General features: G+C 61.4%; 15 protein-coding genes. 5 read left to right on the top strand and 10 right to left on the bottom strand.

Translation table 11 applies throughout. The features are described 5' to 3' along the window. Window positions 1-26: 26 nt before the first annotated feature. Genes nagA through nagE form a run of 4 tightly spaced genes read left to right on the top strand, consistent with a single transcriptional unit; the run spans window position 27 to window position 6457 of the window. Complete coding sequence (gene nagA / locus AC07ZE_RS05765; protein WP_207262221.1) at window positions 27-1133, top strand: N-acetylglucosamine-6-phosphate deacetylase; 1107 nt, start codon at window positions 27-29, stop codon at window positions 1131-1133. Next, window positions 1114-2136 carry an SIS domain-containing protein gene (locus AC07ZE_RS05760; RefSeq protein ID WP_207262216.1) on the top strand — a complete coding sequence of 341 codons (1023 nt, stop codon included), beginning with the start codon at window positions 1114-1116 and terminating at the stop codon, window positions 2134-2136. The genes nagA and AC07ZE_RS05760 overlap by 20 nt, the downstream gene beginning before the upstream one ends. A gap of 58 nt (window positions 2137-2194) precedes the next feature. After that, window positions 2195-4711, top strand: a complete 2517-nt coding sequence (gene ptsP, locus AC07ZE_RS05755) for a phosphoenolpyruvate--protein phosphotransferase (protein ID WP_207262214.1) — start codon at window positions 2195-2197, stop codon at window positions 4709-4711. Between the two features lie 30 nt (window positions 4712-4741). Beyond that, the gene (gene nagE, locus AC07ZE_RS05750) at window positions 4742-6457 is read left to right on the top strand and encodes an N-acetylglucosamine-specific PTS transporter subunit IIBC (protein WP_207262212.1); all 1716 of its coding nucleotides are present in this window, start codon (window positions 4742-4744) and stop codon (window positions 6455-6457) included. Between the two features lie 111 nt (window positions 6458-6568). Here the strand turns inward: nagE and AC07ZE_RS05745 are convergent, their stop codons facing one another. Continuing rightward, entirely contained in the window at window positions 6569-6880 is a 312-nt protein-coding gene (locus tag AC07ZE_RS05745; protein ID WP_207262210.1) for a YqfO family protein, read from the bottom strand. Between the two features lie 20 nt (window positions 6881-6900). Beyond that, window positions 6901-10797: a phosphoribosylformylglycinamidine synthase gene (gene purL, locus AC07ZE_RS05740; RefSeq protein WP_207262208.1), complete on the bottom strand. Its 3897-nt coding sequence runs from the start codon at window positions 10795-10797 to the stop codon at window positions 6901-6903. Between the two features lie 286 nt (window positions 10798-11083). On the opposite strand from purL, the gene mltF reads away from it, so the two are divergent. After that, window positions 11084-12544 carry a membrane-bound lytic murein transglycosylase MltF gene (mltF, locus tag AC07ZE_RS05735; protein ID WP_095193753.1) on the top strand — a complete coding sequence of 487 codons (1461 nt, stop codon included), beginning with the start codon at window positions 11084-11086 and terminating at the stop codon, window positions 12542-12544. A 128-nt stretch (window positions 12545-12672) separates the two neighbouring features. On the opposite strand, the gene pdxJ is transcribed toward mltF, so the two are convergent. The 8 genes from pdxJ to lptF form a co-directional block, all read right to left on the bottom strand. Continuing rightward, window positions 12673-13419 (bottom strand): pyridoxine 5'-phosphate synthase, encoded by a 747-nt coding sequence (gene pdxJ, locus AC07ZE_RS05730; RefSeq protein WP_207262205.1) that lies wholly within the window; start codon window positions 13417-13419, stop codon window positions 12673-12675. 47 nt (window positions 13420-13466) lie between these two features. Next, window positions 13467-14150 (bottom strand): DNA repair protein RecO, encoded by a 684-nt coding sequence (gene recO / locus AC07ZE_RS05725; RefSeq protein ID WP_207262203.1) that lies wholly within the window; start codon window positions 14148-14150, stop codon window positions 13467-13469. A gap of 162 nt (window positions 14151-14312) precedes the next feature. Continuing rightward, window positions 14313-15215, bottom strand: a complete 903-nt coding sequence (era, locus tag AC07ZE_RS05720) for a GTPase Era (RefSeq protein WP_007973959.1) — start codon at window positions 15213-15215, stop codon at window positions 14313-14315. Continuing rightward, entirely contained in the window at window positions 15208-15897 is a 690-nt protein-coding gene (gene rnc, locus AC07ZE_RS05715; protein WP_095193756.1) for a ribonuclease III, read from the bottom strand. Before rnc ends, era begins: the two co-directional genes overlap by 8 nt. Before the next feature lie 184 nt (window positions 15898-16081). Continuing rightward, complete coding sequence (gene lepB / locus AC07ZE_RS05710) at window positions 16082-16936, bottom strand: signal peptidase I (protein ID WP_137804801.1); 855 nt, start codon at window positions 16934-16936, stop codon at window positions 16082-16084. A 5-nt stretch (window positions 16937-16941) separates the two neighbouring features. After that, window positions 16942-18741 (bottom strand): translation elongation factor 4, encoded by a 1800-nt coding sequence (gene lepA / locus AC07ZE_RS05705; RefSeq protein WP_008020289.1) that lies wholly within the window; start codon window positions 18739-18741, stop codon window positions 16942-16944. A 171-nt stretch (window positions 18742-18912) separates the two neighbouring features. After that, window positions 18913-19974, bottom strand: a complete 1062-nt coding sequence (lptG, locus tag AC07ZE_RS05700) for an LPS export ABC transporter permease LptG (protein WP_207262201.1) — start codon at window positions 19972-19974, stop codon at window positions 18913-18915. Next, window positions 19967-21085, bottom strand: a complete 1119-nt coding sequence (gene lptF / locus AC07ZE_RS05695) for an LPS export ABC transporter permease LptF (protein WP_207262199.1) — start codon at window positions 21083-21085, stop codon at window positions 19967-19969. Before lptF ends, lptG begins: the two co-directional genes overlap by 8 nt. Window positions 21086-21307: the final 222 nt, after the last annotated feature.

Here is a 21307-nt window from a genome sequence, read left to right as displayed (position 1 = left end):
CTGATCGATCAACCGAGAACCGATTCATGTCCGAAGACAACATCCTCACCGCCGACGGCTGGGTTCGCGGCCGGCTGTTCCACGAACACGGCAAGGTCGTGTCCATCGAAGGCGTGCCCTGTGATCCGGCGGACAACGACCTGCCCTATCTGCTGCCGGGTTTCATCGACCTGCACGTTCACGGTGGTGGCGGCAAGGACATCATGGAAGGTGCGCCCGCCTTCGAAACCATCACCCGGACCCATGTGCGTTTCGGCACCACCTCGCTGCTGGCCACTACCATGACCGCGCCGAGCGAAGAAATCACCCAGGTGCTCAAAGCCGTCGGCGAGTTCTGTCGGAATCGGCCCAAGGGCAGCGCCCGGGTGCTGGGCGTGCACCTCGAAGGCCCCTACATCAATCCCGGCAAACTCGGCGCGCAACCGAACTTCGCCCACACCGCGATGATGGCCGAAGTCGAGCAATACCTGGCCCTGGCGCCGATTCGCGTCATCACCATCGCCCCGGAAATCGCCGGCCACGATGCGCTGATCCGCACCCTTAGCGGCCGCGGTGTACGCATGCAGATCGGCCATACCCTCGGCAGTTACGAAGAAGGCGTCGCCGCGCTGCAAGCCGGTGCCACCAGTTTCACTCATCTCTACAACGCCATGAGTCCCTTGCATCACCGCGAGCCGGGCATCGTCGGTGCTGCGCTGGCCCACGCCCAATATGCCGAACTGATCCCGGACTTGCTGCATGTACACCCCGGCGCGATGCGCGTGGCCTTGCGCTCGATCCCGTGCCTGTATTGCGTGACCGACTCGACCGCCGCAGCGGGTATGCCCGACGGCGAATACAAGCTCGGCAGCCACACCGTGACCAAATGCCTGGGCGGCGTGCGCCTGCCTGACGGCACCCTGGCCGGCAGCACCCTGACCATGGATCAGGCCTTGCGCAATCTGGTGAAGATCGGTTTGCCGATCGCCGAGGCCTCGCAACGCCTGTCGCAATTTCCCGCCGATTACCTCGGCCTCACCGAACGCGGGCGCCTGAAAACGGGTGCCTGGGCCGACTGCGTGCGGCTGGATCGCTCACTGAAACTGACCGCCGTCATGGTCGAAGGAGAAGACATTGACTTCAAAAATGCTTGAAGAGGCGCTGTCCTCGTTCGAGGCCGTGCAAGCCCAACTGCAGCAACTCGACCCACCGATGATCGAGATCGCCGGACGCTTGCGCCGTCAGCCGCCGCAAGTGGCCATGACCGTGGCCCGCGGCAGTTCCGACCACGCCGCCAGTTATTTCGCCTACCTGACCATGCAGTGGCTGGGCATCCCGGTGGCATCGTTGCCAATGTCGGTGGTGACCATGCAGCAGGCACCGTTGAAAGTCAGCGGTCAGGTGGCGTTCGCCTTTTCGCAATCGGGGCAGAGCCCGGACCTGGTCAACAGCCTGCGACTGTTGCGCAAACGTGGCGCGCTGAGCATTTCGATGGTTAACGCCGTCGACTCGCCACTGGAGGCCGCCTGTGAATTCAGCCTGCCACTGCTGGCCGGCACTGAAAGCAGCGTCGCCGCGACCAAGAGTTTCATCGCCACGCTCAGCGCCAGCGCCCGGTTGATCGGCCACTGGAAAGAAGATGCCGAACTGCTCGAAGCCGGCCTCGCCTTGCCCGAAGGCTTGCGCGATGCCGCGCGGCAGGACTGGAGCCTGGCTATCGAGGCCCTGCGCGATTGCCAGCGCTTGATGGTGATCGGCCGTGGCGCCGGTTTCGCCATCGCTCAGGAAGCGGCGCTCAAATTCAAGGAAACCTCAGCGATTCAGGCCGAAGCCTTCAGCAGCGCCGAAGTCCGCCACGGCCCCATGGCGCTGATCGACGAGCACTACCCATTGCTGATTTTCGCCCCTCGCGGTGCCGAACAAGCCGGCCTGTTGAGCCTGGCGGCAGACATGCGTCAGCGCGGTGCACGGGTATTGCTGGCGGCGCCCGATGACGTGAGCGAGCGCGACCTGACCCTGACCCGCGCCGAACACCCGGCCCTCGATCCAATCCTGGCGATCCAGAGTTTCTATGTAATGGCCGCCGGGCTGGCGGTTGCACGCGGCATGGACCCGGACCAGCCACGGCACCTGAGCAAAGTGACGCGCACCCATTAAAGGCAACGCCCCTGTGGGAGCGAACCGATCCGAATTCTGTTTTCAATGAGACCGAGCCATGCACAACAACAATAAAGAGCTGACCCTCAGCGCCCCGCTCAGCGGCCCGGTGCTCACGCTCGCCAAAGTCCCGGATGCGGTGTTTGCCAGCGGCGCCATGGGTGACGGGATCGCCATCGACCCGTTGAACGACACCCTGCACGCGCCTTGCGCCGGTGTCGTGGTACACGTCGCGCGCACAGGCCACGCCGTGACCCTGCGCGCCGACAACGGCGCCGAACTGCTGCTGCACCTGGGCCTCGACACGGTCGAACTGCAAGGCCGGGGCTTTTCGATGCTGGTTCAGGAAGGCGCACGGGTTGCCAACGGCCAGCCGCTGCTGCGCTACGACCAAGACCAGGTCGCGCAACAGTGCAAAAGCCTGGTCAGCCTGCTGATCCTCACCAACAGCCAGGACTTTCAGGCCCGCCCCATCACCCTCAAATCGGTGAAAGTCGGCGAGCCGTTGCTGCACATCATCCGCCGCCATGGCGCGGGCGCGCAGGCGGACGTGGAGCCGGCCGGCGAAGAAATGGTCGGCCACATCCGCATTGCCCACCGTGGCGGTTTGCATGCGCGGCCAGCCGCGTTGATTCGGCAGACCGCCCAGGGTTTCAAGAGCAAATCGCAGCTGCATTTCGCCGGTAAATCGGCGAAATGCGACAGCTTGATCGGCCTGATGGGCTTGGCTATCGGCGAGCAGGACGACGTGCAGGTCAGTTGCCAGGGTCCGGACGCCGAAGCTGCATTGCAAGCCTTGTTGACCGCGCTGTCCACGGCACTGCCCGAAGAACATCACGCCGCGGCCCCGACACCGATGATCCAACGCAACCGAGTGGCTGAAGCCGGCGTGTTGCATGGCGTTTGCGCCTCTGCGGGGCTGGTCGGCGGGCCACTGTTTCGCTTGAACGCCATCAGCCTGCCTGCGGATGTCGGGCACAACGAACCGGCGCAACAACGGCAAACTCTCGATTGCGCACTGAGCCAGGTCCGCAGTGAAATCGCCGGCACCTTGGCCCAGGCCAGAAAACATAAAAATACTGACGAAGAAGCCATCTTCGCCGCCCATCTCGCGTTACTGGAAGACCCGGCATTGCTGGACGCCGCCCATCTGTCCATCGACCACGGGACGGCGGCGACCCACGCCTGGAGCCAATCGATCGACGTACAGTGCGACATGCTCCAGCAACTGGGCAGTTCGCTGTTGGCTGAACGCGCCAACGACCTGCGCGACCTCAAGCAACGGGTGCTGCGCGCCCTGCTCGGTGAAGCCTGGCATTACGACGTACCGCCCGGCGCCATCGTCGCCGCTCACGAGCTGACCCCGTCCGATCTGCTGCAACTGAGCCAGCAAGGTGTCGCCGGGTTGTGCATGGCTGAAGGTGGCGCGACGTCCCATGTGGCGATTCTCGCCCGGGGCAAAGGCTTGCCGTGCCTGGTCGCGCTGGGCTCATCGCTGCTGGATCAGGAACAGGGCCAGGCGGTCGTGCTGGACGCGAACGGTGGTCGTCTCGAACTGATGCCAAGCGCCGAACGCCTGGCTGAGGTGCAGCAGGCGCAGCTTGACCATCAGAAACGCCGCGCCGAGCAACAGACCCAGGCGCATAGCCCGGCGCAAACCCAGGATGGCCTGCGCATCGAAGTCGCCGCCAATGTCGCCTCCAGCGCCGAAGCCGCGGATGCCTTGGCCAATGGCGCAGATGGCGTCGGCCTGTTGCGCACCGAGTTTCTGTTTGTCGACCGCAATACCGCGCCGGACGAACAGGAGCAACATCGCGCCTACCAAGCGGTCCTCGATGCCATGGGCGACAAATCGGTGATCATCCGTACCATCGACGTCGGTGGCGACAAGCAACTCGACTATTTGCCTTTACCCGCCGAAGCGAACCCGGTGCTCGGCCTGCGCGGCATTCGCCTGGCCCAGGCCCGCCCGGAACTGCTCGACCAGCAACTGCGTGCGCTGCTGCATGTCACGCCGTTGTCCCGTTGCCGAATCCTGTTGCCGATGGTCACCGAAGTCGACGAACTGCTGCACATCCGCCAGCGCCTCGACGCCTTGTGCATCGAGCTGGGCTTGAGCGAGCGCCCGGAGTTGGGGGTGATGATCGAAGTCCCGGCCGCCGCACTGCTGGCCGAGCAACTGGCCGAACACGCGGACTTCCTGTCCATCGGCACCAACGATTTGTCGCAATACACCCTGGCCATGGACCGCGACCATGCCGGCCTCGCCTCCAGGGTCGACGCCCTGCACCCGGCGCTGTTGCGCTTGATCGCGCAGACCTGTGCCGGTGCTGCGCAGCACAAACGCTGGGTCGGGGTTTGTGGCGCGCTGGCCTCCGATCCGCTGGCCACGCCGGTGCTGATCGGGCTGGGCGTGAGCGAACTGTCGGTGAGCCCGGTGCAGATCGGTGAAATCAAGGACCGCGTACGCCACCTCGACGCCAGCGAATGCCGTCGCATCAGCCAGGACCTGCTCAAGCTGAGCAGCGCCTCGGCAGTACGTCATGCCTGTCACCAGCATTGGCCTCTGAGCTGAAGAACAACAAAAAATCCAGGGAGAACCGCCATGTACCAATACTTCATCGAAGGCCTGCAGCGCCTCGGCCGCGCGCTGATGCTGCCGATCGCAATCCTGCCGATTGCCGGCCTGCTGCTGCGCCTGGGCGACACGGACCTGTTGAACATCGCGATCATCCACGACGCCGGCCAGGTAATTTTCGCCAACCTGGCACTGATCTTCGCCATCGGCATCGCCGTCGGGTTCGCCAAGGACAACAACGGCACGGCCGGCCTGGCCGGGGCCATCGGTTATCTGGTGATGGTGTCCACGCTCAAGGTGCTGGATGCGAGCATTAACATGGGCATGCTCGCCGGGATCATCAGCGGCTTGATGGCTGGTGCGCTGTACAACCGGTTCAAGGACATCAAGTTGCCGGAGTACCTGGCGTTCTTCGGCGGCCGTCGTTTCGTGCCGATTGTCACCGGTTTCAGCGCAGTCGGCCTGGGCGTGGTGTTCGGCCTGATCTGGCCGCCGGTCCAGCACGGCATCAACGGCTTCGGCGCATTGCTGCTGGAGAGCGGCAGCATCGGTGCGTTCATTTTCGGTGTGCTCAACCGCCTGCTGATCGTCACCGGCCTGCACCACATCATCAACAACATGGCCTGGTTCGTATTCGGCAACTTCACCGACCCGACCACGGGCGCCCTGGTGACCGGCGATATATCGCGATACTTTGCCGGCGACCCGAAAGGCGGCCAGTTCATGACCGGCATGTTCCCGGTGATGCTCTTCGGCCTGCCTGCCGCCTGCCTGGCGATGTACCGTAACGCCCTGCCGGAGCGACGCAAAATCATGGGCGGGATTTTCCTGTCGATGGCCCTGACCTCATTCCTGACCGGCGTCACCGAACCCATCGAATTCGCCTTCATGTTCCTTGCACCGCTGTTGTTCTTGCTGCACGCGCTGCTGACCGGCCTGTCCATGGCCGTCACCAACCTGCTGAACATCCACCTCGGCTTCACCTTTTCCGGCGGCTTCATCGACATGATCCTCGGCTGGGGCAAATCCACCAACGGCTGGCGGGTGGTGCCGGTAGGCCTGGTGTATGCGCTGATCTACTACCTGGTGTTCGACTTCTGCATTCGCCGCTTCAACCTCAAGACGCCGGGACGGGAAGACAGCGCCGTGACTGAAAAGGCTGCGGTGGCTGAAAGCGACCGTGCCGGGGCCTACATCAAGGCACTGGGTGGCGCCGAAAACCTGATCACCGTCGGCGCTTGTACCACGCGCCTGCGACTGGACATGGTCGATCGCAACAAAGCGTCGGATGCAGACTTGAAGGCGCTGGGTGCCATGGCCGTGGTACGACCCGGCAAGGGCGGCAGTTTGCAGGTGGTGGTCGGGCCGATGGCCGACAGTATTGCCGACGAGATTCGCCTGGCGATGCCGGCATTGGGACGCGCGGTGATCTCCACCCCGGCTGCGACGGTCGACGCACCGCCACCCGCCGCCATGGCGGCACCCGAAGCCCGGCAATGGCTGAATGCCCTGGGCGGTGGCGACAATGTGCTGCAACTGAACTGCGTGGCCATGACCCGGATTCGCCTGCAACTGGCCGATGGCAAGGCATTGTCGGAGTGCGATTTGAAGGCGCTGGGTTGTCAGGGGGTGAGTCAGCTTGAGGGCGGCATCTGGCATCTGTTGGTGGGTGACAAGGCTGCGAGCCTGAGTGAGGCGCTGGAAGCGTTGGTCAATCGCAGTGAGGTGAGTGCCAAGGTTTAGTGGTGAGTTGCCTGCCAGCGATGAGGCCCTGATTGTCACCACTAAACCTGGCGCATAAAAAAACCCGCTGAATCCACTTCAGCGGGTTTTTCATTTCAGCAGCCTGGAAGATCAGAAATCCTCCAACCGCCACACTTCATAAGCCGGTGTCTCATAGGGATGGCTCTGTTTCAGAGCCACCACCACCGAGCGAATCAACTCATCGGCCACCACCAGCTCAACCTTCCATTCCTCGACCTGCTCGACTTGCCCCGCTTTCCCCATGAACGGCTGACTGCCGTCCAATGGTCGAAACTGGCCAAGCCCCAGCACTTGCCACGCACAGTGGTCGTAAGCACCGATCCGCCCGCCACCGGCGGCGAATACGGCACTTTTGACCGCCTCGACATGACTGTCGGGAACAAAAAAGGAAAGCTTATGCATAGCCTTCAGTTCACCTGCCCTTAATTTACCCAGACTCGGGCATTACGGAACATGCGCATCCAAGGAGCATCTTCGCTCCAGTCATCCGAACGCCACGAGTTCTGCACGGCACGGAACACGCGCTCCGGGTGCGGCATCATGATGGTCACGCGACCGTCGCGGCTGGTCAAACCGGTGATCCCACGCGGCGAGCCGTTCGGGTTGGCCGGGTAGCTTTCGGTGACCTTGCCGTGGTTGTCGACGAAACGCATCGCCACGCAACCGGACAGATCGGCTTCCAGCAGTGCTTCTTCGCTGGCGAACTCGGCATGACCTTCACCGTGGGCGATGGCGATCGGCATACGCGAACCGGCCATGCCTTGCAGGAAGATCGAGTTCGATTCCTGGATCTGCACCATCGCCACACGGGCTTCGAACTGCTCGGAACGGTTACGCACGAAGTGCGGCCAGAACTCACTGCCCGGGATCAGCTCGTGCAGGTTGGACATCATCTGGCAACCGTTGCACACGCCGAGGGTGAAGCTGTCGTTACGTTCGAAAAAGCCCTGGAACGCATCGCGGGCACGGCTGTTGAACAGCGCCGACTTGGCCCAGCCTTCACCGGCACCCAGTACGTCGCCGTAGGAGAAACCGCCGCAGGCCACCAAGCCCTTGAACTCGTTCAGGTCGACACGGCCGGCCAGAATGTCGCTCATGTGCACGTCGATCGCGTTGAAACCGGCACGGTCGAACGCCGCCGCCATTTCCACCTGACCGTTGACGCCCTGCTCACGCAACACGGCAACCTGTGGACGAATGCCTTTCTTGATGTAAGGCGCGGCGACATCCTGGTTGACGTCGTAGCTGAGCTTGACGCCCAGGCCCGGGTTGTCTTCTTCCAGCAGCACGTCGAATTCCTGATCGGCGCAGTCGGCGTTGTCGCGCAGACGCTGGATCTGGTAGCTGGTCTCGGCCCACTGGCGTTGCAGCAGACGACGCTGGCCTTCGAATACGGTGTCGCCATTGAAAGTGATGCTGATTTCGCCGTTGTTGATCGGCTGACCGATCACCGACACGCACTCGCCCAGACCGGCAGCGCTGAACTGCGCGAGGATGTCCGGGGTAGCGTCCTGGCGAACCTGGATCACGGCGCCTAGCTCTTCGTTGAACAGGATCGCGGCGATGTCCGCCGATGTTTCCGCCACGCCATCGAGGTTCAGGCTCAGGCCGCAGTGACCGGCAAAAGCCATTTCGACGGTGCTGGTCAGCAGACCACCGTCGGAACGGTCGTGGTAAGCCAGCAGGTGGCCGTCGGCGTTGAGGCCCTGGATCACGGCGAAGAAGGCTTTAAGGTCTTCGGCGTCATCGACGTCTGGAGCTTGTTTGCCGAGCTTGCCGTGAACCTGGGCAAGGATCGAAGCCCCCATGCGGTTCTGGCCGCGGCCCAGGTCGATCAGGATCAGGTCGGTGGTGCCCTTGTCCATGCGCAGTTGCGGGGTCAGGGTCTGACGGATGTCAGTCACCGGCGCGAAACCGGTCACGATCAGCGACATTGGCGAAGTCACCGCCTTGTCCACGCCATCATCGTTCCAGCGGGTGGCCATGGACATCGAGTCCTTGCCCACCGGAATGGTGATACCCAGCTCAGGGCACAGCTCCATGCCGACTGCCTTGACGGTGTCGTACAGACGCGCGTCTTCACCCGGGTGACCGGCGGCGGACATCCAGTTCGCCGACAGCTTGATGTCGGAGATCTTGCCGATGCGCGAAGCCGCGATGTTGGTCAGGGTTTCGCCGATGGCCATGCGACCCGACGCCGGAGCATCCAGCAGCGCCAGCGGAGTACGCTCGCCCATGGCCATGGCTTCACCGGTGTAGACGTCGAAGCTGGTGGCGGTGACGGCAACGTCGGCCACCGGAACCTGCCACGGGCCGACCATCTGGTCACGGGCAACAAGGCCGGTGATGGTGCGATCACCGATGGTGATCAGGAAGCTTTTGCTCGCTACGGCCGGGTGATGCAGAACGCGCTCGACGCAGTCGGCGATGTTCAGGGTCGACGGATCGAAATCGTCGCCCAGCTCGTTTTCACGAACCACCGAACGGTGCATGCGCGGAGCCTTGCCCAGCAGCACTTCCAGCGGCATGTCCACCGGGCTGTTGCCGAAGTGGCTATCCGTTACAGTAAGCTGCGGCTCGGCAGTGGCTTCGCCGACCACGGCGAACGGGCAACGCTCGCGTTCGCAGATCGCCTTGAAGCGCTCGAAGTCAGCCGGGCCGACAGCCAGCACGTAACGTTCCTGGGATTCGTTGCTCCAGATTTCGTGCGGGGCCATGCCCGGCTCGTCGTTTGGAATGTTGCGCAGTTCGAAACGGCCACCACGGTCGCCGTCGTTGACCAGTTCCGGGAAGGCGTTGGACAGACCGCCCGCGCCTACGTCGTGGATGAAGCTGATGGGGTTCTTGTCACCCAGTTGCCAGCAACGGTCGATGACTTCCTGGCAGCGACGCTCCATTTCCGGGTTTTCGCGTTGTACCGAAGCGAAGTCCAGGTCCGCCGAGCTGGTGCCGGTAGCCATGGAGGAAGCCGCGCCGCCGCCCAGGCCGATCAGCATCGCCGGGCCGCCGAGCACGATCAGCTTGGAGCCGACGACGATCTCGCCTTTCTGGACGTGTTCTTCACGGATGTTGCCCATGCCGCCGGCCAGCATGATCGGCTTGTGGTAACCGCGAACTTCATCACCATGAGGCGTGGTGATGGACTGTTCGAAAGTACGGAAGTAACCGGTCAGCGCCGGACGGCCGAATTCGTTGTTGAACGCAGCGCCGCCCAGCGGGCCTTCGATCATGATGTCCAGTGCGGTGACGATGCGCTCGGGCTTGCCGTACGGCACTTCCCACGGCTGTTCGAAACCCGGGATCTGCAGGTTGGACACGGTGAAACCGGTCAGGCCGGCTTTCGGCTTGGCGCCACGACCGGTCGCGCCTTCGTCACGGATCTCGCCACCGGAACCGGTGGATGCGCCCGGGAATGGGGCAATCGCGGTCGGGTGGTTGTGGGTCTCGACTTTCATCAGGATGTGCACCGGTTCCTGCACCGCGCCGTACTGGCGGGTTTCAGGATCCGGGAAGAAACGCCCGGCGACGGAACCGACGATCACCGAAGCGTTGTCCTTGTAAGCCGACAGCACGCCTTCGTTGTGCATCTGGTAGGTGTTCTTGATCATGCCGAACAGGCTTTTTTCCTGGCTCTGGCCGTCGATGTCCCAACTGGCGTTGAAGATCTTGTGACGGCAGTGCTCGGAGTTCGCCTGGGCGAACATCATCAGTTCGATGTCATGCGGGTTGCGCTTCAAGCCGACGAAGGCGTTGACCAGGTAATCGATCTCGTCTTCGGCCAGGGCCAGGCCCAGCTCGGTGTTGGCTTTTTCCAGCGCGGCGCGGCCGCCACCCAACACGTCGATTGCGGTCAGGGGCTTGGGTTCGGCGTGGCTGAACAGACCGGCGGCTTGTTCCAGGTTGCCCAGGACGATCTGGGTCATGCGGTCGTGCAACCCTTCAGCAATAAGCTGGGCGTCAGCGTCGCTGAACTGGCCGGCTACATAAAAGGCGATGCCGCGCTCCAGACGCTGGATCTTGGTCAGGCCGCAGTTGCGAGCGATGTCGCTGGCCTTGCTCGACCACGGCGAGATGGTGCCGAAACGCGGCAGCACCAGGAACAGACGACCGGTCGGCTCCTGGACCGGAACGCTTGGACCGTACTTCAGAAGGCGCGCGAGCACCTGCTGTTCGTCGCCGGTCAGGACGCCGGTGACTTCGGCGAAGTGAGCGAATTCAGCATACAAGCCACTGACAGCCGGGACCTTTTGGCTCAGTTGCTCAAGGAGTTTGCTGTGGCGAAAGGCAGAAAGGGCAGGAGCGCCGCGCAGGATCAACATCTTCGGGACAGCCTCGGGAAGGGGTGTGCTTTGAGGCCGTGCATTCTAGCCTAAACAGCCCGCGACATCACCCGAAACGCTACACGCGGTTGTACCCGGGCGTCGGCCCGGCTTTGCGGACGGGTCGCCAGTGTTGATCGGGTCGATTGTGACGGGATATTTTTACTGTCACAAAATGTCGCCAGAGCCCATTCCTGCGGGCTTCACAGCGGTTTTCCCTGCCCTAGCAGACTAGCCCTTTGCTGTCGAGATATGGCGCTCGTGGTCCTTTGCGTATACTGCGCAAATGTTTTCCCCAACGGCTTTGCGTCCGCGGTACGCCAAATGGCTGATCGCAACCGGACTCTTCCTGATGCTCAGTGGCTGTGTTGATAAACCCAACACGCTGGAGCGCGTAAAGGAGGATGGTGTGCTGCGGGTGGTTACCCGTAACAGCCCCGCCACCTACTTTCAGGATCGCAACGGTGAAACCGGCTTCGAATACGAGCTGGTGAAGCGCTTCGCCGACGATCTGGGGGTCGAGCTGAAAATCGAGACCGCCGACAACCTCGACGACCTGTTCAATCAGGTGGGCAAGCCCAACGGCCCGGTTCTGGCGGCTGCCGGCCTGGTCAGCAGCGAAGAACGCAAGAAGCAGGTGCGGTTTTCCCACTCCTACCTGGAAGTCACCCCGCAGATCATCTACCGCAATGGCCAGTCGCGTCCTACCGACGCGAAAGACCTGGTGGGCAAGAAAATCATGGTGCTCAAGGGCAGCACCCACGCCGAGCAACTGGCGCAGCTGAAAAAGAAATTTCCCGGCATCGAATACGAAGAGTCCGACGCGGTCGAGGTCGTTGATCTCCTGCGCATGGTGGACGAAGGCCAGGTCGACCTGACGCTGGTCGATTCCAACGAAGTCGCGATGAACCAGGTGTATTTCACCAATATCCGGGTCGCCTTTGACCTGGGTGATGCCAACAACCAGAGCTGGGCGGTAGCCGCCGGCGACGACAACAGCCTGCTTAACGAAATCAACGACTACCTCGACAAGGTCAAGAAAAACGGCACGCTGCAACGCCTCAAGGACCGCTACTACGGGCATGTCGATGTCCTTGGCTACATGGGCGCCACCACGTTTGCCCAACACTTGCAGCAACGCCTGCCCAAATACGAACAGCACTTCAAGGCGTACGCCAAGAAAGAGAAAGTCGACTGGCGCCTGTTGGCGGCGGTCGGGTATCAGGAATCCCTGTGGCAACCGGCCGTGACCTCCAAGACCGGGGTGCGCGGCCTGATGATGCTGACCCAGAACACCGCGCAGGCCATGGGTGTGTCCAACCGCCTTGACCCCAAACAGAGCATCATGGGCGGCGCCAAGTACCTGGCCTACGTGAAAGATCAGCTGGACGACTCGATCAAGGAACCGGATCGCACCTGGTTCGCCCTGGCGGCCTACAACGTTGGCGGCGGTCATCTGGATGACGCGCGCAAACTGGCGGCCAAGGAAGGCCTGAATCCGGACAAGTGGCTGGACGTGAAGAAGATCCTGCCGCGCCTGTCCGAGAAAAAGTGGTACAGCAAAACCCGATACGGCTACGCCCGAGGCGGTGAGCCGGTGCACTTCGTGGCGAACATCCGTCGTTACTACGACATCCTGACCTGGGTCACGCAGCCGCAGCTAGAAGGCGATCAGGTGGCCGAGGGCAAACTGCATGTGCCGGGAATCGACAAGACCAAGCCGGCGCAGGAGCCGGCACCCCTCTGATCCCGACACCGTCAATCAAATGTGGGAGCCAGCCTGCTGCCGATAGCGGTTTATCATTCAACATCGTTGTTGACTGACACTCCGCCATCGCCAACAGGCTGGCTCCCACATTGGTTTTGCGTTTACCTTCAGCCTTTCAGTGCAGCCGCCAGAATCAGCGCCTTCATCTCCGAAACAGCCGACTTGAAGCCAACGAACAACGCATGAGCCACCAGCGCATGGCCGATGTTCAGTTCGTTGATACCCTTGATCGCGGCAACGGCTTCGACGTTGTGATAATGCAAACCGTGGCCGGCATTGACGATCAGCCCCTGGGCCAGGCCAAACGCCACACCGTCCGCGACGCGCTTGAGTTCTTCAGCCACTTCGGTGGGTGTCTCGGCGTCGGCATAACGCCCGGTGTGCAGCTCGATGGCCGGGGCGCCGACACGGCGCGAAGCTTCGATCTGCCGCTCATCGGCATCAATAAACAGTGACACCTCAGCGCCAATCTTGGACAGGCGTTCCACGGCGGCCTTGATCCGCGCCTCTTGACCCGCCACGTCCAGACCACCTTCGGTCGTCAGCTCCTGACGGGTTTCCGGTACCAGGCAAATGTGCGCCGGACGGATACGCTCGGCAAACGCCATCATTTCTTCGGTGACGCCCATTTCGAAGTTCATGCGGGTTTGCAGCACGTCCTTGAGCAGCAGCACGTCGCGCTCCTGAATGTGCCGGCGGTCTTCGCGCAGGTGAACGGTAATACCGTCAGCGCCCGCCTCTTCCGCATCCAGTGCTGCCTTGACCGGGTCCGGGTAGCGTGTGCCCCGGGCCTGACGCAGGGTGGCAACGTGGTCGATGTTCACGCCAAGAAGAATGCGGGTGCTGGTGGTCACGGATAGGCTCCTGAATTGAGAGATTCGGCGCACAGCATACGGTGAGATCAGGGCTTGCGAAACAATTCGCGACTGACAAGGGGACGACCGCCCAAATGGACGGCCAGGGCCTGACGCATCAGGCGCTTGGCGGCGGACAAGGCGCCGGGAGCGGACCAGTCAGCCTCGGCCATGGCCAGCAGCTCGGCACCATTGAACAGCCCCGGTTGCAGCAGATAGACCCGCTCCAGCCCGGCGTCCACTTGTAAGCGATAGAGACCGTCCGGGGCGATGGGGTCGCCATGCATGTCGGCATTGAGAGCAAAGCCGTAGCCGAGGTCGTCGAGCAGTCGCCATTCGAACGAACGCAACAACGGCTCCAGTGGTCGGCCTTCGGCCAGGGCCAACAAGGTCGCGGCGTAATGATCGAATACACCGGGATGTGGGTCTTCGGCGGGCAGCAAGCGGATCAGCAGTTCGTTGAGATACAGACCACTGAACAGCGCCTCGCCATTGAGCCAGGTGGACACACCGGCACTTTCCATGCGCCCGACGTTCTTCAGCTCGCCACGCCCACGAAACTCGACTTCCAGCGGCACGAATGGCCGCGCCAGCGTCCCCGCCTTGCCCCGCGCACTGCGCAACACCGCCCGCAGCCGACCTTGCGGCGTGAGAAAGTCCACCAGGGCACTGCTTTCGCGGTAGGCGCGGCTGTGGAGGACGTAGGCGGGTTGGCCGATTGGCTGGGACATGGAGCTCTCGATGACGGAACGCGATTTACAATCAACCCAAAACCACTGTGGGAGCGAGCCTGCTCGCGAATGCGGTGTAACAGACAACATCAATGCTGAATGTTACATCCTCTTCGCGAGCAGGCTCGCTCCCACAATTGAATCGATGTGCTGCCGGGCGATTTACAGGTCGCCGTAGCCCAGCGAACGCAGCGCACGTTCGTCATCGGACCAGCCACCCTTAACCTTCACCCAAAGGTTAAGCATGATCTTGGAATCGAACAGCAGCTCCATGTCCTTGCGCGCTTCAGTACCGATGCGCTTGATGCGCTCGCCCTTGTCGCCAATGATGATTTTCTTCTGGCCATCACGCTCGACGAGGATCAGGGCATGAATGTGCAGGGTTTTGCCCTGCTGCTTGAACTCTTCGATTTCAACGGTGATCTGGTATGGCAGCTCGGCGCCCATCTGACGCATGATTTTTTCACGCACCAGCTCGGCAGCAAGGAAGCGGCTGCTGCGATCGGTGATCTGGTCTTCCGGGAAGAAATGATCGTTTTCCGGCAGGTGCTCGGCAATCACCCGCTCCAGCGCATCGAGGTTGTGCCCGTGCTGAGCCGAGATCGGGATGATCTGTGCGTTCGGCAGCTGTTCCTGCAACCAGGACAGGTGCGGCATCAGCTCGGCCTTGTCCTCGATGCGGTCGGTCTTGTTCAGGGCGACGATCAGCGGGCCGGTCACGTACTGCACGCGCTCGAGGACCATCTGGTCTTCTTCGGTCCACTTGGTGCGATCAACCACGAAGATCACCACGTCGACGTCTTTCAACGCTGCCGAAGCGGTCTTGTTCATGTAGCGGTTCAGGGCTTTCTCGCCACCCTTGTGCATGCCGGGCGTGTCGACGTAGATCGCCTGCACATCGCCTTCGGTCTTGATGCCGAGCATGTTGTGTCGGGTGGTTTGCGGTTTGCGCGAGGTGATCGCCAGCTTCTGACCCAGGATGTGGTTCAGTAACGTGGACTTGCCCACGTTCGGACGGCCGACGATGGCAACATAGCCACAGCGAGTTGCGTTTGTATCAGTCATTGCCATTCTCCACACCCAGGGCAATCAGTGCTGCGGCGGCCGCTACCTGTTCGGCAATTCGACGGCTCACACCCTGACCTCGGCTTTTTTCATTCAATAGGATGATCTCGCATTCGACGAAGAACGTCCGGCAATGCGGTTCACCCTGGATATCCACCACTTCGTAACGCGGCAGCTCACAACCACGGGACTGCAGAAATTCCTGCAGGCGGGTTTTCGGATCCTTGTTGGTGTCGACCAGCGTCAGGCCTTCGAACTCACCAGCCAGCCAGGCCAGTACGCGCTCGCGTGCCACTTCAATGCCGGCGTCCAGGTAGATCGCTCCGATCAGCGCTTCAAGCGCATCGGCCAGGATCGACTCGCGACGGAAACCGCCGCTTTTCAGCTCGCCCGAACCCAGGCGCAGGTACTCGCCCAGATCGAAACCACGGGCCAGCACGGCCAGGGTCTCACCTTTCACCAGACGCGCGCGCAAACGCGACAACTGGCCTTCGCGGGCCAACGGGAAGCGATCGAACAGCGCCTCGCCGGCGACGAAGTTGAGAATGGCGTCACCGAGGAATTCCAGGCGCTCGTTGTTACGCCCGGCAAAGCTGCGGTGAGTCAGGGCCAGGACCATCAGTTCCTGATCCTTGAAGGTGTAACCGAGCTGACGCTCGAGACGGCTTAAAGAGACGCTCACGGTTTACCCACGCTGAGTTCGTGGTTGGATTCCACCGCCATCGCCGAGAGTCGGCGCAGGCTTGGGACAATTAACGCTGTGTTCAAAAATAACGTCCTGAATATCATTGGCTTCATGCTTCCGGCGCCGAATCTGTCGACTCCAGAAATGCATTCGGCGCTGTGTTCAACAGCGCCGTGTTTGATTACTGGATCAGGCCAACCCGCGAGAAATTCGGCAGGTGACTGAGTTTGGGTTCCGGCCAGCTCATCCAGACTGCAAAGGCCTTGCCGACGATATTCTTGTCGGGAACCATGCCCAGCAGATCCTTGGGAATGCTCGGATCATCCCAGTAGCGACTGTCGTTCGAGTTGTCGCGGTTGTCGCCCATCATGAAGTAGTGCCCGGCAGGCACGGTCCATGAACGGTCCGGCGTTGCGCGGTAGCGGCTCATTTCCTTGCGGATCATGTGCTCGGCGACACCGAGTTTTTCCTTGTAGAGCTCGGCGCTGCCCAGCGTACCCGGCTCGGAGCCGACCAGTTGCTCGGCAATCGACTCACCGTTGACGAACAGACGCTTGTCGGCGGTGTAACGAACCTGATCACCCGGCAAGCCAACGACACGCTTGATGTAGTTGACGTTCGGATCGCTCGGATAGCGAAACACCATCACATCGCCGCGTTGTGGCTCACCGACATCGATGACTTTCTTGTCGATCACCGGCAGGCGGATCCCGTAGGAAAACTTGCTCACCAGGATGAAGTCGCCGACGTCCAGGGTCGGCTTCATCGAGCCGGACGGAATCTGGAACGGTTCCACCAGGAACGAACGCAGCACCAGCACGATGAACAACACCGGGAAGAACGATTTGCCGTACTCGACCAGCAACGGCTCCTTGTTCAGTTTCTCGACCACCACCATGTCGGGCTGGCTGACGCTGCCCTCATAGGAGGCAATGGCGGCCCGCCGACGCGGCGCCAGGAACAGCACATCGAGCAACGCCAACAGGCCGCAGACGAACACGGCGATGACCAGCAACAGCGGGAAATTTAGTGACATAGGACCTAGCTATCCAACCTGAGCACGGCAAGGAAGGCTTCTTGTGGAATTTCCACGTTACCGACCTGCTTCATGCGTTTTTTACCGGCCTTTTGCTTTTCCAGCAGCTTTTTCTTACGGCTGACGTCACCACCGTAGCATTTGGCCAATACGTTCTTTCTGAGTGCCTTGACGGTTGTACGCGCCACAATCTGACCGCCAATGGCGGCCTGGATTGCCACGTCGAACATCTGCCGCGGAATCAGGTCTTTCATCTTCTCGGTCAACTGGCGACCTTTGTAGTGCGAGTTGTCACGGTGCACGATCAGCGCCAGGGCGTCGACCTTGTCGCCGTTGATCAGCACGTCCAGCTTCACCAGGCTAGCCGATTGGTAACGATCGAAATGGTAGTCCAGAGAAGCATAGCCGCGACTGGTGGATTTCAGACGGTCAAAGAAGTCCAGCACCACTTCGTTCATCGGCAGGTCGTAGGTCACTTGCACCTGGGAGCCGAGGAACAGCATGTCGACCTGTACACCACGTTTCTCGATGCACAGGGTAATGACGTTGCCCAGGTGCTCTTGCGGCACAAGAATATTGGCGCGCACGATCGGCTCGCGCATGTCTTCGATGGCAGACAGGTCCGGCAGCTTGGACGGGTTATCGACGTAAATCGTCTCGCCGGTCTTGAGCAGCAGCTCAAAGATTACCGTCGGCGCCGTGGTGATCAGGTCCAGGTTGTATTCGCGCTCGAGGCGCTCCTGGATGATTTCCATGTGCAACATGCCGAGGAAGCCGCAACGGAAGCCGAAGCCCAGTGCATCCGAACTTTCCGGGGTGTATTGCAGCGACGAATCGTTGAGGGTGAGCTTTTGCAGCGCCTCGCGGAAGTCTTCGAAATCGTCGGAGCTGACCGGGAACAAGCCGGCGTAAACCTGCGGCTGGATGCGTTTGAACCCCGGCAGTACATCAACGTCCGGCGTCGAGCTCAAGGTCAGGGTATCGCCCACCGGCGCACCGTGAATGTCCTTGATGCTGGCGATGATGAAGCCCACTTCACCGGCCTTCAGGTCAGCGGTAGGGGTGTGTTTCGGGTTGAACACACCGACGCTGTCCACCAGGTGGATCTTGCCGGTGGATTTGACCAGGATCTTGTCGCCCTTCTTCACGCGGCCGTGGCGAACGCGAACGAGCGAGACAACGCCCAGGTAGTTGTCGAACCAGGAGTCGATGATCAACGCTTGCAGCGGATCTTCGATGTTACCGGTCGGCGCCGGAATGGTGGTCACCAGCCGCTCGAGCACTTCATCGACGCCCAGACCGGTCTTGGCAGAGCAGGTGACCGCGTCGGTGGCATCGATACCGATGATTTTTTCGATTTCTTCCTTGACGCGCTCCGGATCGGCCTGTGGCAGGTCGATCTTGTTCAGAACCGGCATCACTTCCAGGCCCTGCTCGATCGCCGTGTAGCAGTTGGCTACCGATTGTGCTTCCACACCCTGTCCGGCATCGACCACCAGCAGCGCGCCTTCGCAGGCCGCCAGCGAGCGGCTGACTTCGTAGGTGAAGTCAACGTGACCGGGGGTATCAATGAAGTTCAGCTGGTAGTTGATACCGTCTTTGGCCTTGTAATACAGAGTGACGCTGTGAGCCTTGATGGTGATCCCGCGCTCGCGTTCAAGGTCCATGGAGTCCAGCACCTGGGCTTCCATTTCACGCTCGGCCAGGCCGCCGCACATCTGGATGAAGCGATCGGCCAGCGTCGACTTGCCATGGTCAATGTGGGCGATGATGGAGAAATTGCGGATATGACTCAAATCACTCACGGATCAACACTCAAAAAGGCTGCAGGCATAGCCCGCCGAAAAATAGCCGGGAATTGTACCTGATCCACGACGCAAGCGTCACGTTCGCAGGTCAGACGGCGCGTACAAAAACGCCCCGATCTTGCGACAGGGGCGTTTTTCATGACGCGTGAAGCGGAAAATGAACCGCCATCAACCGGCGCGACGCAACAGCCAGAGCCCCGCCAGGGCGCAGACACTCGCCGGCACCAGCACCGCAAACAGCGGCGAGAAACCGAACACCAGGCTCGAAGGCCCCAGCAAATCCTGGGCAATGCGGAAGGTGAACCCCACCAGCACACCGGTAAACACCCGCTGACCAAGGGTCACCGAGCGCAACGGGCCGAAGATGAAGGAAATCGCCATCAGCACCAGGGCGGCAGTGACCAGCGGTTGCAACACTTTGACCCAAAATGCCAGCCAGTAACGGCCGTTGCTCAATCCCTGGTCCGCCAGGTAGTGGATGTAACCCCACAGACCGGTGATCGATAGCGAATCGGGCGCCATGACCACCGTGCTCAGCAGTTGCGGGCTCAACGCCACGTCCCAGCGTTCGACCGGAACGCTGACCACTTCAGTGCTCTTTTCATGGAACAGCGTGGTGGTGACGTCACTCAACTGCCAGTGGTCCGTGTCGAACGCTGCCCGCTTGGCGAAGCTGGACGACAGGATGCGACGCTGATCATCGAAGCGGTAGCGGGTCACGCCATACAGCAGGCCATTGGGTTGCACGGAGTTGACGTGGATGAACTCGTCGCCCTGGCGGTGCCACAGGCCGTGCTTGGCACTTTGAGAATCGCCGCTGCCCTGGGCCAGCGAACGGTTGGCCTGTGCGGTGCTTTCGGTTGCCGGCGCGACATACTCGCCAATCAACACGCCCACCACCATCAGCACCAGCATCGGCTTCATCACCGCCCAGACGATCCGCCCGACCGATACACCGGCCGCGCGCATGATGGTCAGTTCGCTGTTGCTGGCCAGGCTGCCGAGACCGATCAGGCAACCGATCAGCGCGGCCATCGGCAGCATGTCGTACAAACGACGCGGCGCGGTCAGCAACACGTAACTCAGAATATCGACCAGGGTATAGGTATCGCTGGCATCGCCCATCTCATCGATGAACGCGAACAACGTCGCCAGACCGAGAATGATCCCCAAAACCGCCAGGATCGCCATGAACACATTGCTACCGATGTAGCGGTCGAGCTTAACCACGGGCCACCTCCAGTGCGGCGCGGCGGCTCGCCATCTTCAAGCGCAAGGGCTCCCAATAGAGCAAGCCCAGGCCAATGGCCAGGAAGATCCCGTGCACCCACCACAAGCCCAACGCCGGTGGAATCTTGCCCTTTTCGAGGGCACCGCGAGCGGCAATCAGAATGCTCAGGTAAGCCATATAAAGAAGAATCGCCGGCAGCAACTTGAGGAAACGGCCCTGGCGCGGATTGACCCGCGACAGCGGCACCGCCATCAAGGTCACGATGAACACCAGCAATGGCAAGGACAACCGCCATTGCAGCTCGGTACGGGAACGGATGTCGTCGCTGCCCAGCAAGGATGCGGTGGTCATGGCATCGCGATCGGTCACTTCATCGCTGACATCCGGCTTGGGCAGCAGTACGCCGTACTCTTCGTACTTGATCGCCCGGTAATCGGCTTGCCCCGGGTTACCGTCATAGCGGTAGCCGTTGTCGAGAATCAGGTAGCGATTGCCGTCGGGGCGGATTTCCTGGCGACCCTTTTCCGCCACCAGCACGGAAATTCCGCGATCCTTCTTGTCGGAACTGATGTTCTTTTGCGAAATGAACACTCCACCCAGATTGATGCGGTCATCCGACAACTGCTCGGTGTACGTCACCCGGGTGCCGTCGCGCAGAGCCTGGAAACGGCCTGGTTCCAAGGTGTCGAACTCGGTCAGTGCGTCTTGCTTGTTCAGCAGCAACTGGAACTGATTGGCGCCTTGTGGTGCCAGGCTCAGGCTCAACCAGGCAACCACCAGCGCCACGATCGTGGCCGGGAACAGGGTCATGCGAAACAGGCGTTGCTGGCTCATGCCGGTGGCCGAGAGTACGGTCATTTCGCTTTCGAGGTACAAGCGACCGTAGGACAGCAGGATCCCGAGAAACAGGCCCAGCGGCAGGATCAGTTGCAGGAACCCCGGCAGGCGAAAACCCATGATCAGGAACAGCGAGCCCGGGTCCAGCTGACCCGAAGCCGCCTGGGCGAGGTATTTGATGAAGCGTCCGCTCATGATGATGACCAGCAATACGCCGCTGACGGCGCTCAAGGTCAACAGGACTTCGCGGGATAGATAACGGAAGACGATCAAACCAGACACTCCAGGGTTGTCAGGCTAAGGCGGCCAAACAAGCAAACATATCAGACAGCCCGCAAGGCAGAGCCGCCGAAAAAAGATGGCGCATTATCCTGTGATTGGGTGCGCCTGTCACTGCGCAATGCAGGGAAACGCCTGTAGGAGCGAGCTCGCTCGCGATGCTGGGCAACGATAACTCGGGAACTCTGACAGCCCGCGCCACAGTCGGGTTCACCG

It is taken from the genome of Pseudomonas sp. GW101-3H06, from assembly GCF_059424605.1.
Note: the sequence above shows the minus strand (reverse complement) of the source record. Positions and strands in the feature narration are given on the sequence as shown.

Excerpts from the sequence above, each read along its gene's own strand:
- nagA (WP_207262221.1), top strand. The coding sequence starts at position 27 with ATGTCCGAAGACAACATCCTCACCGCCGACGGCTGGGTTCGCGGCCGG.
- ptsP (WP_207262214.1), top strand. The coding sequence starts at position 2,195 with ATGCACAACAACAATAAAGAGCTGACCCTCAGCGCCCCGCTCAGCGGC.
- nagE (WP_207262212.1), top strand. The coding sequence starts at position 4,742 with ATGTACCAATACTTCATCGAAGGCCTGCAGCGCCTCGGCCGCGCGCTG.
- AC07ZE_RS05745 (WP_207262210.1), bottom strand. The coding sequence starts at position 6,880 with ATGCATAAGCTTTCCTTTTTTGTTCCCGACAGTCATGTCGAGGCGGTC.
- purL (WP_207262208.1), bottom strand. The coding sequence starts at position 10,797 with ATGTTGATCCTGCGCGGCGCTCCTGCCCTTTCTGCCTTTCGCCACAGC.
- mltF (WP_095193753.1), top strand. The coding sequence starts at position 11,084 with ATGTTTTCCCCAACGGCTTTGCGTCCGCGGTACGCCAAATGGCTGATC.
- recO (WP_207262203.1), bottom strand. The coding sequence starts at position 14,150 with ATGTCCCAGCCAATCGGCCAACCCGCCTACGTCCTCCACAGCCGCGCC.
- era (WP_007973959.1), bottom strand. The coding sequence starts at position 15,215 with ATGACTGATACAAACGCAACTCGCTGTGGCTATGTTGCCATCGTCGGC.
- lepB (WP_137804801.1), bottom strand. The coding sequence starts at position 16,936 with ATGTCACTAAATTTCCCGCTGTTGCTGGTCATCGCCGTGTTCGTCTGC.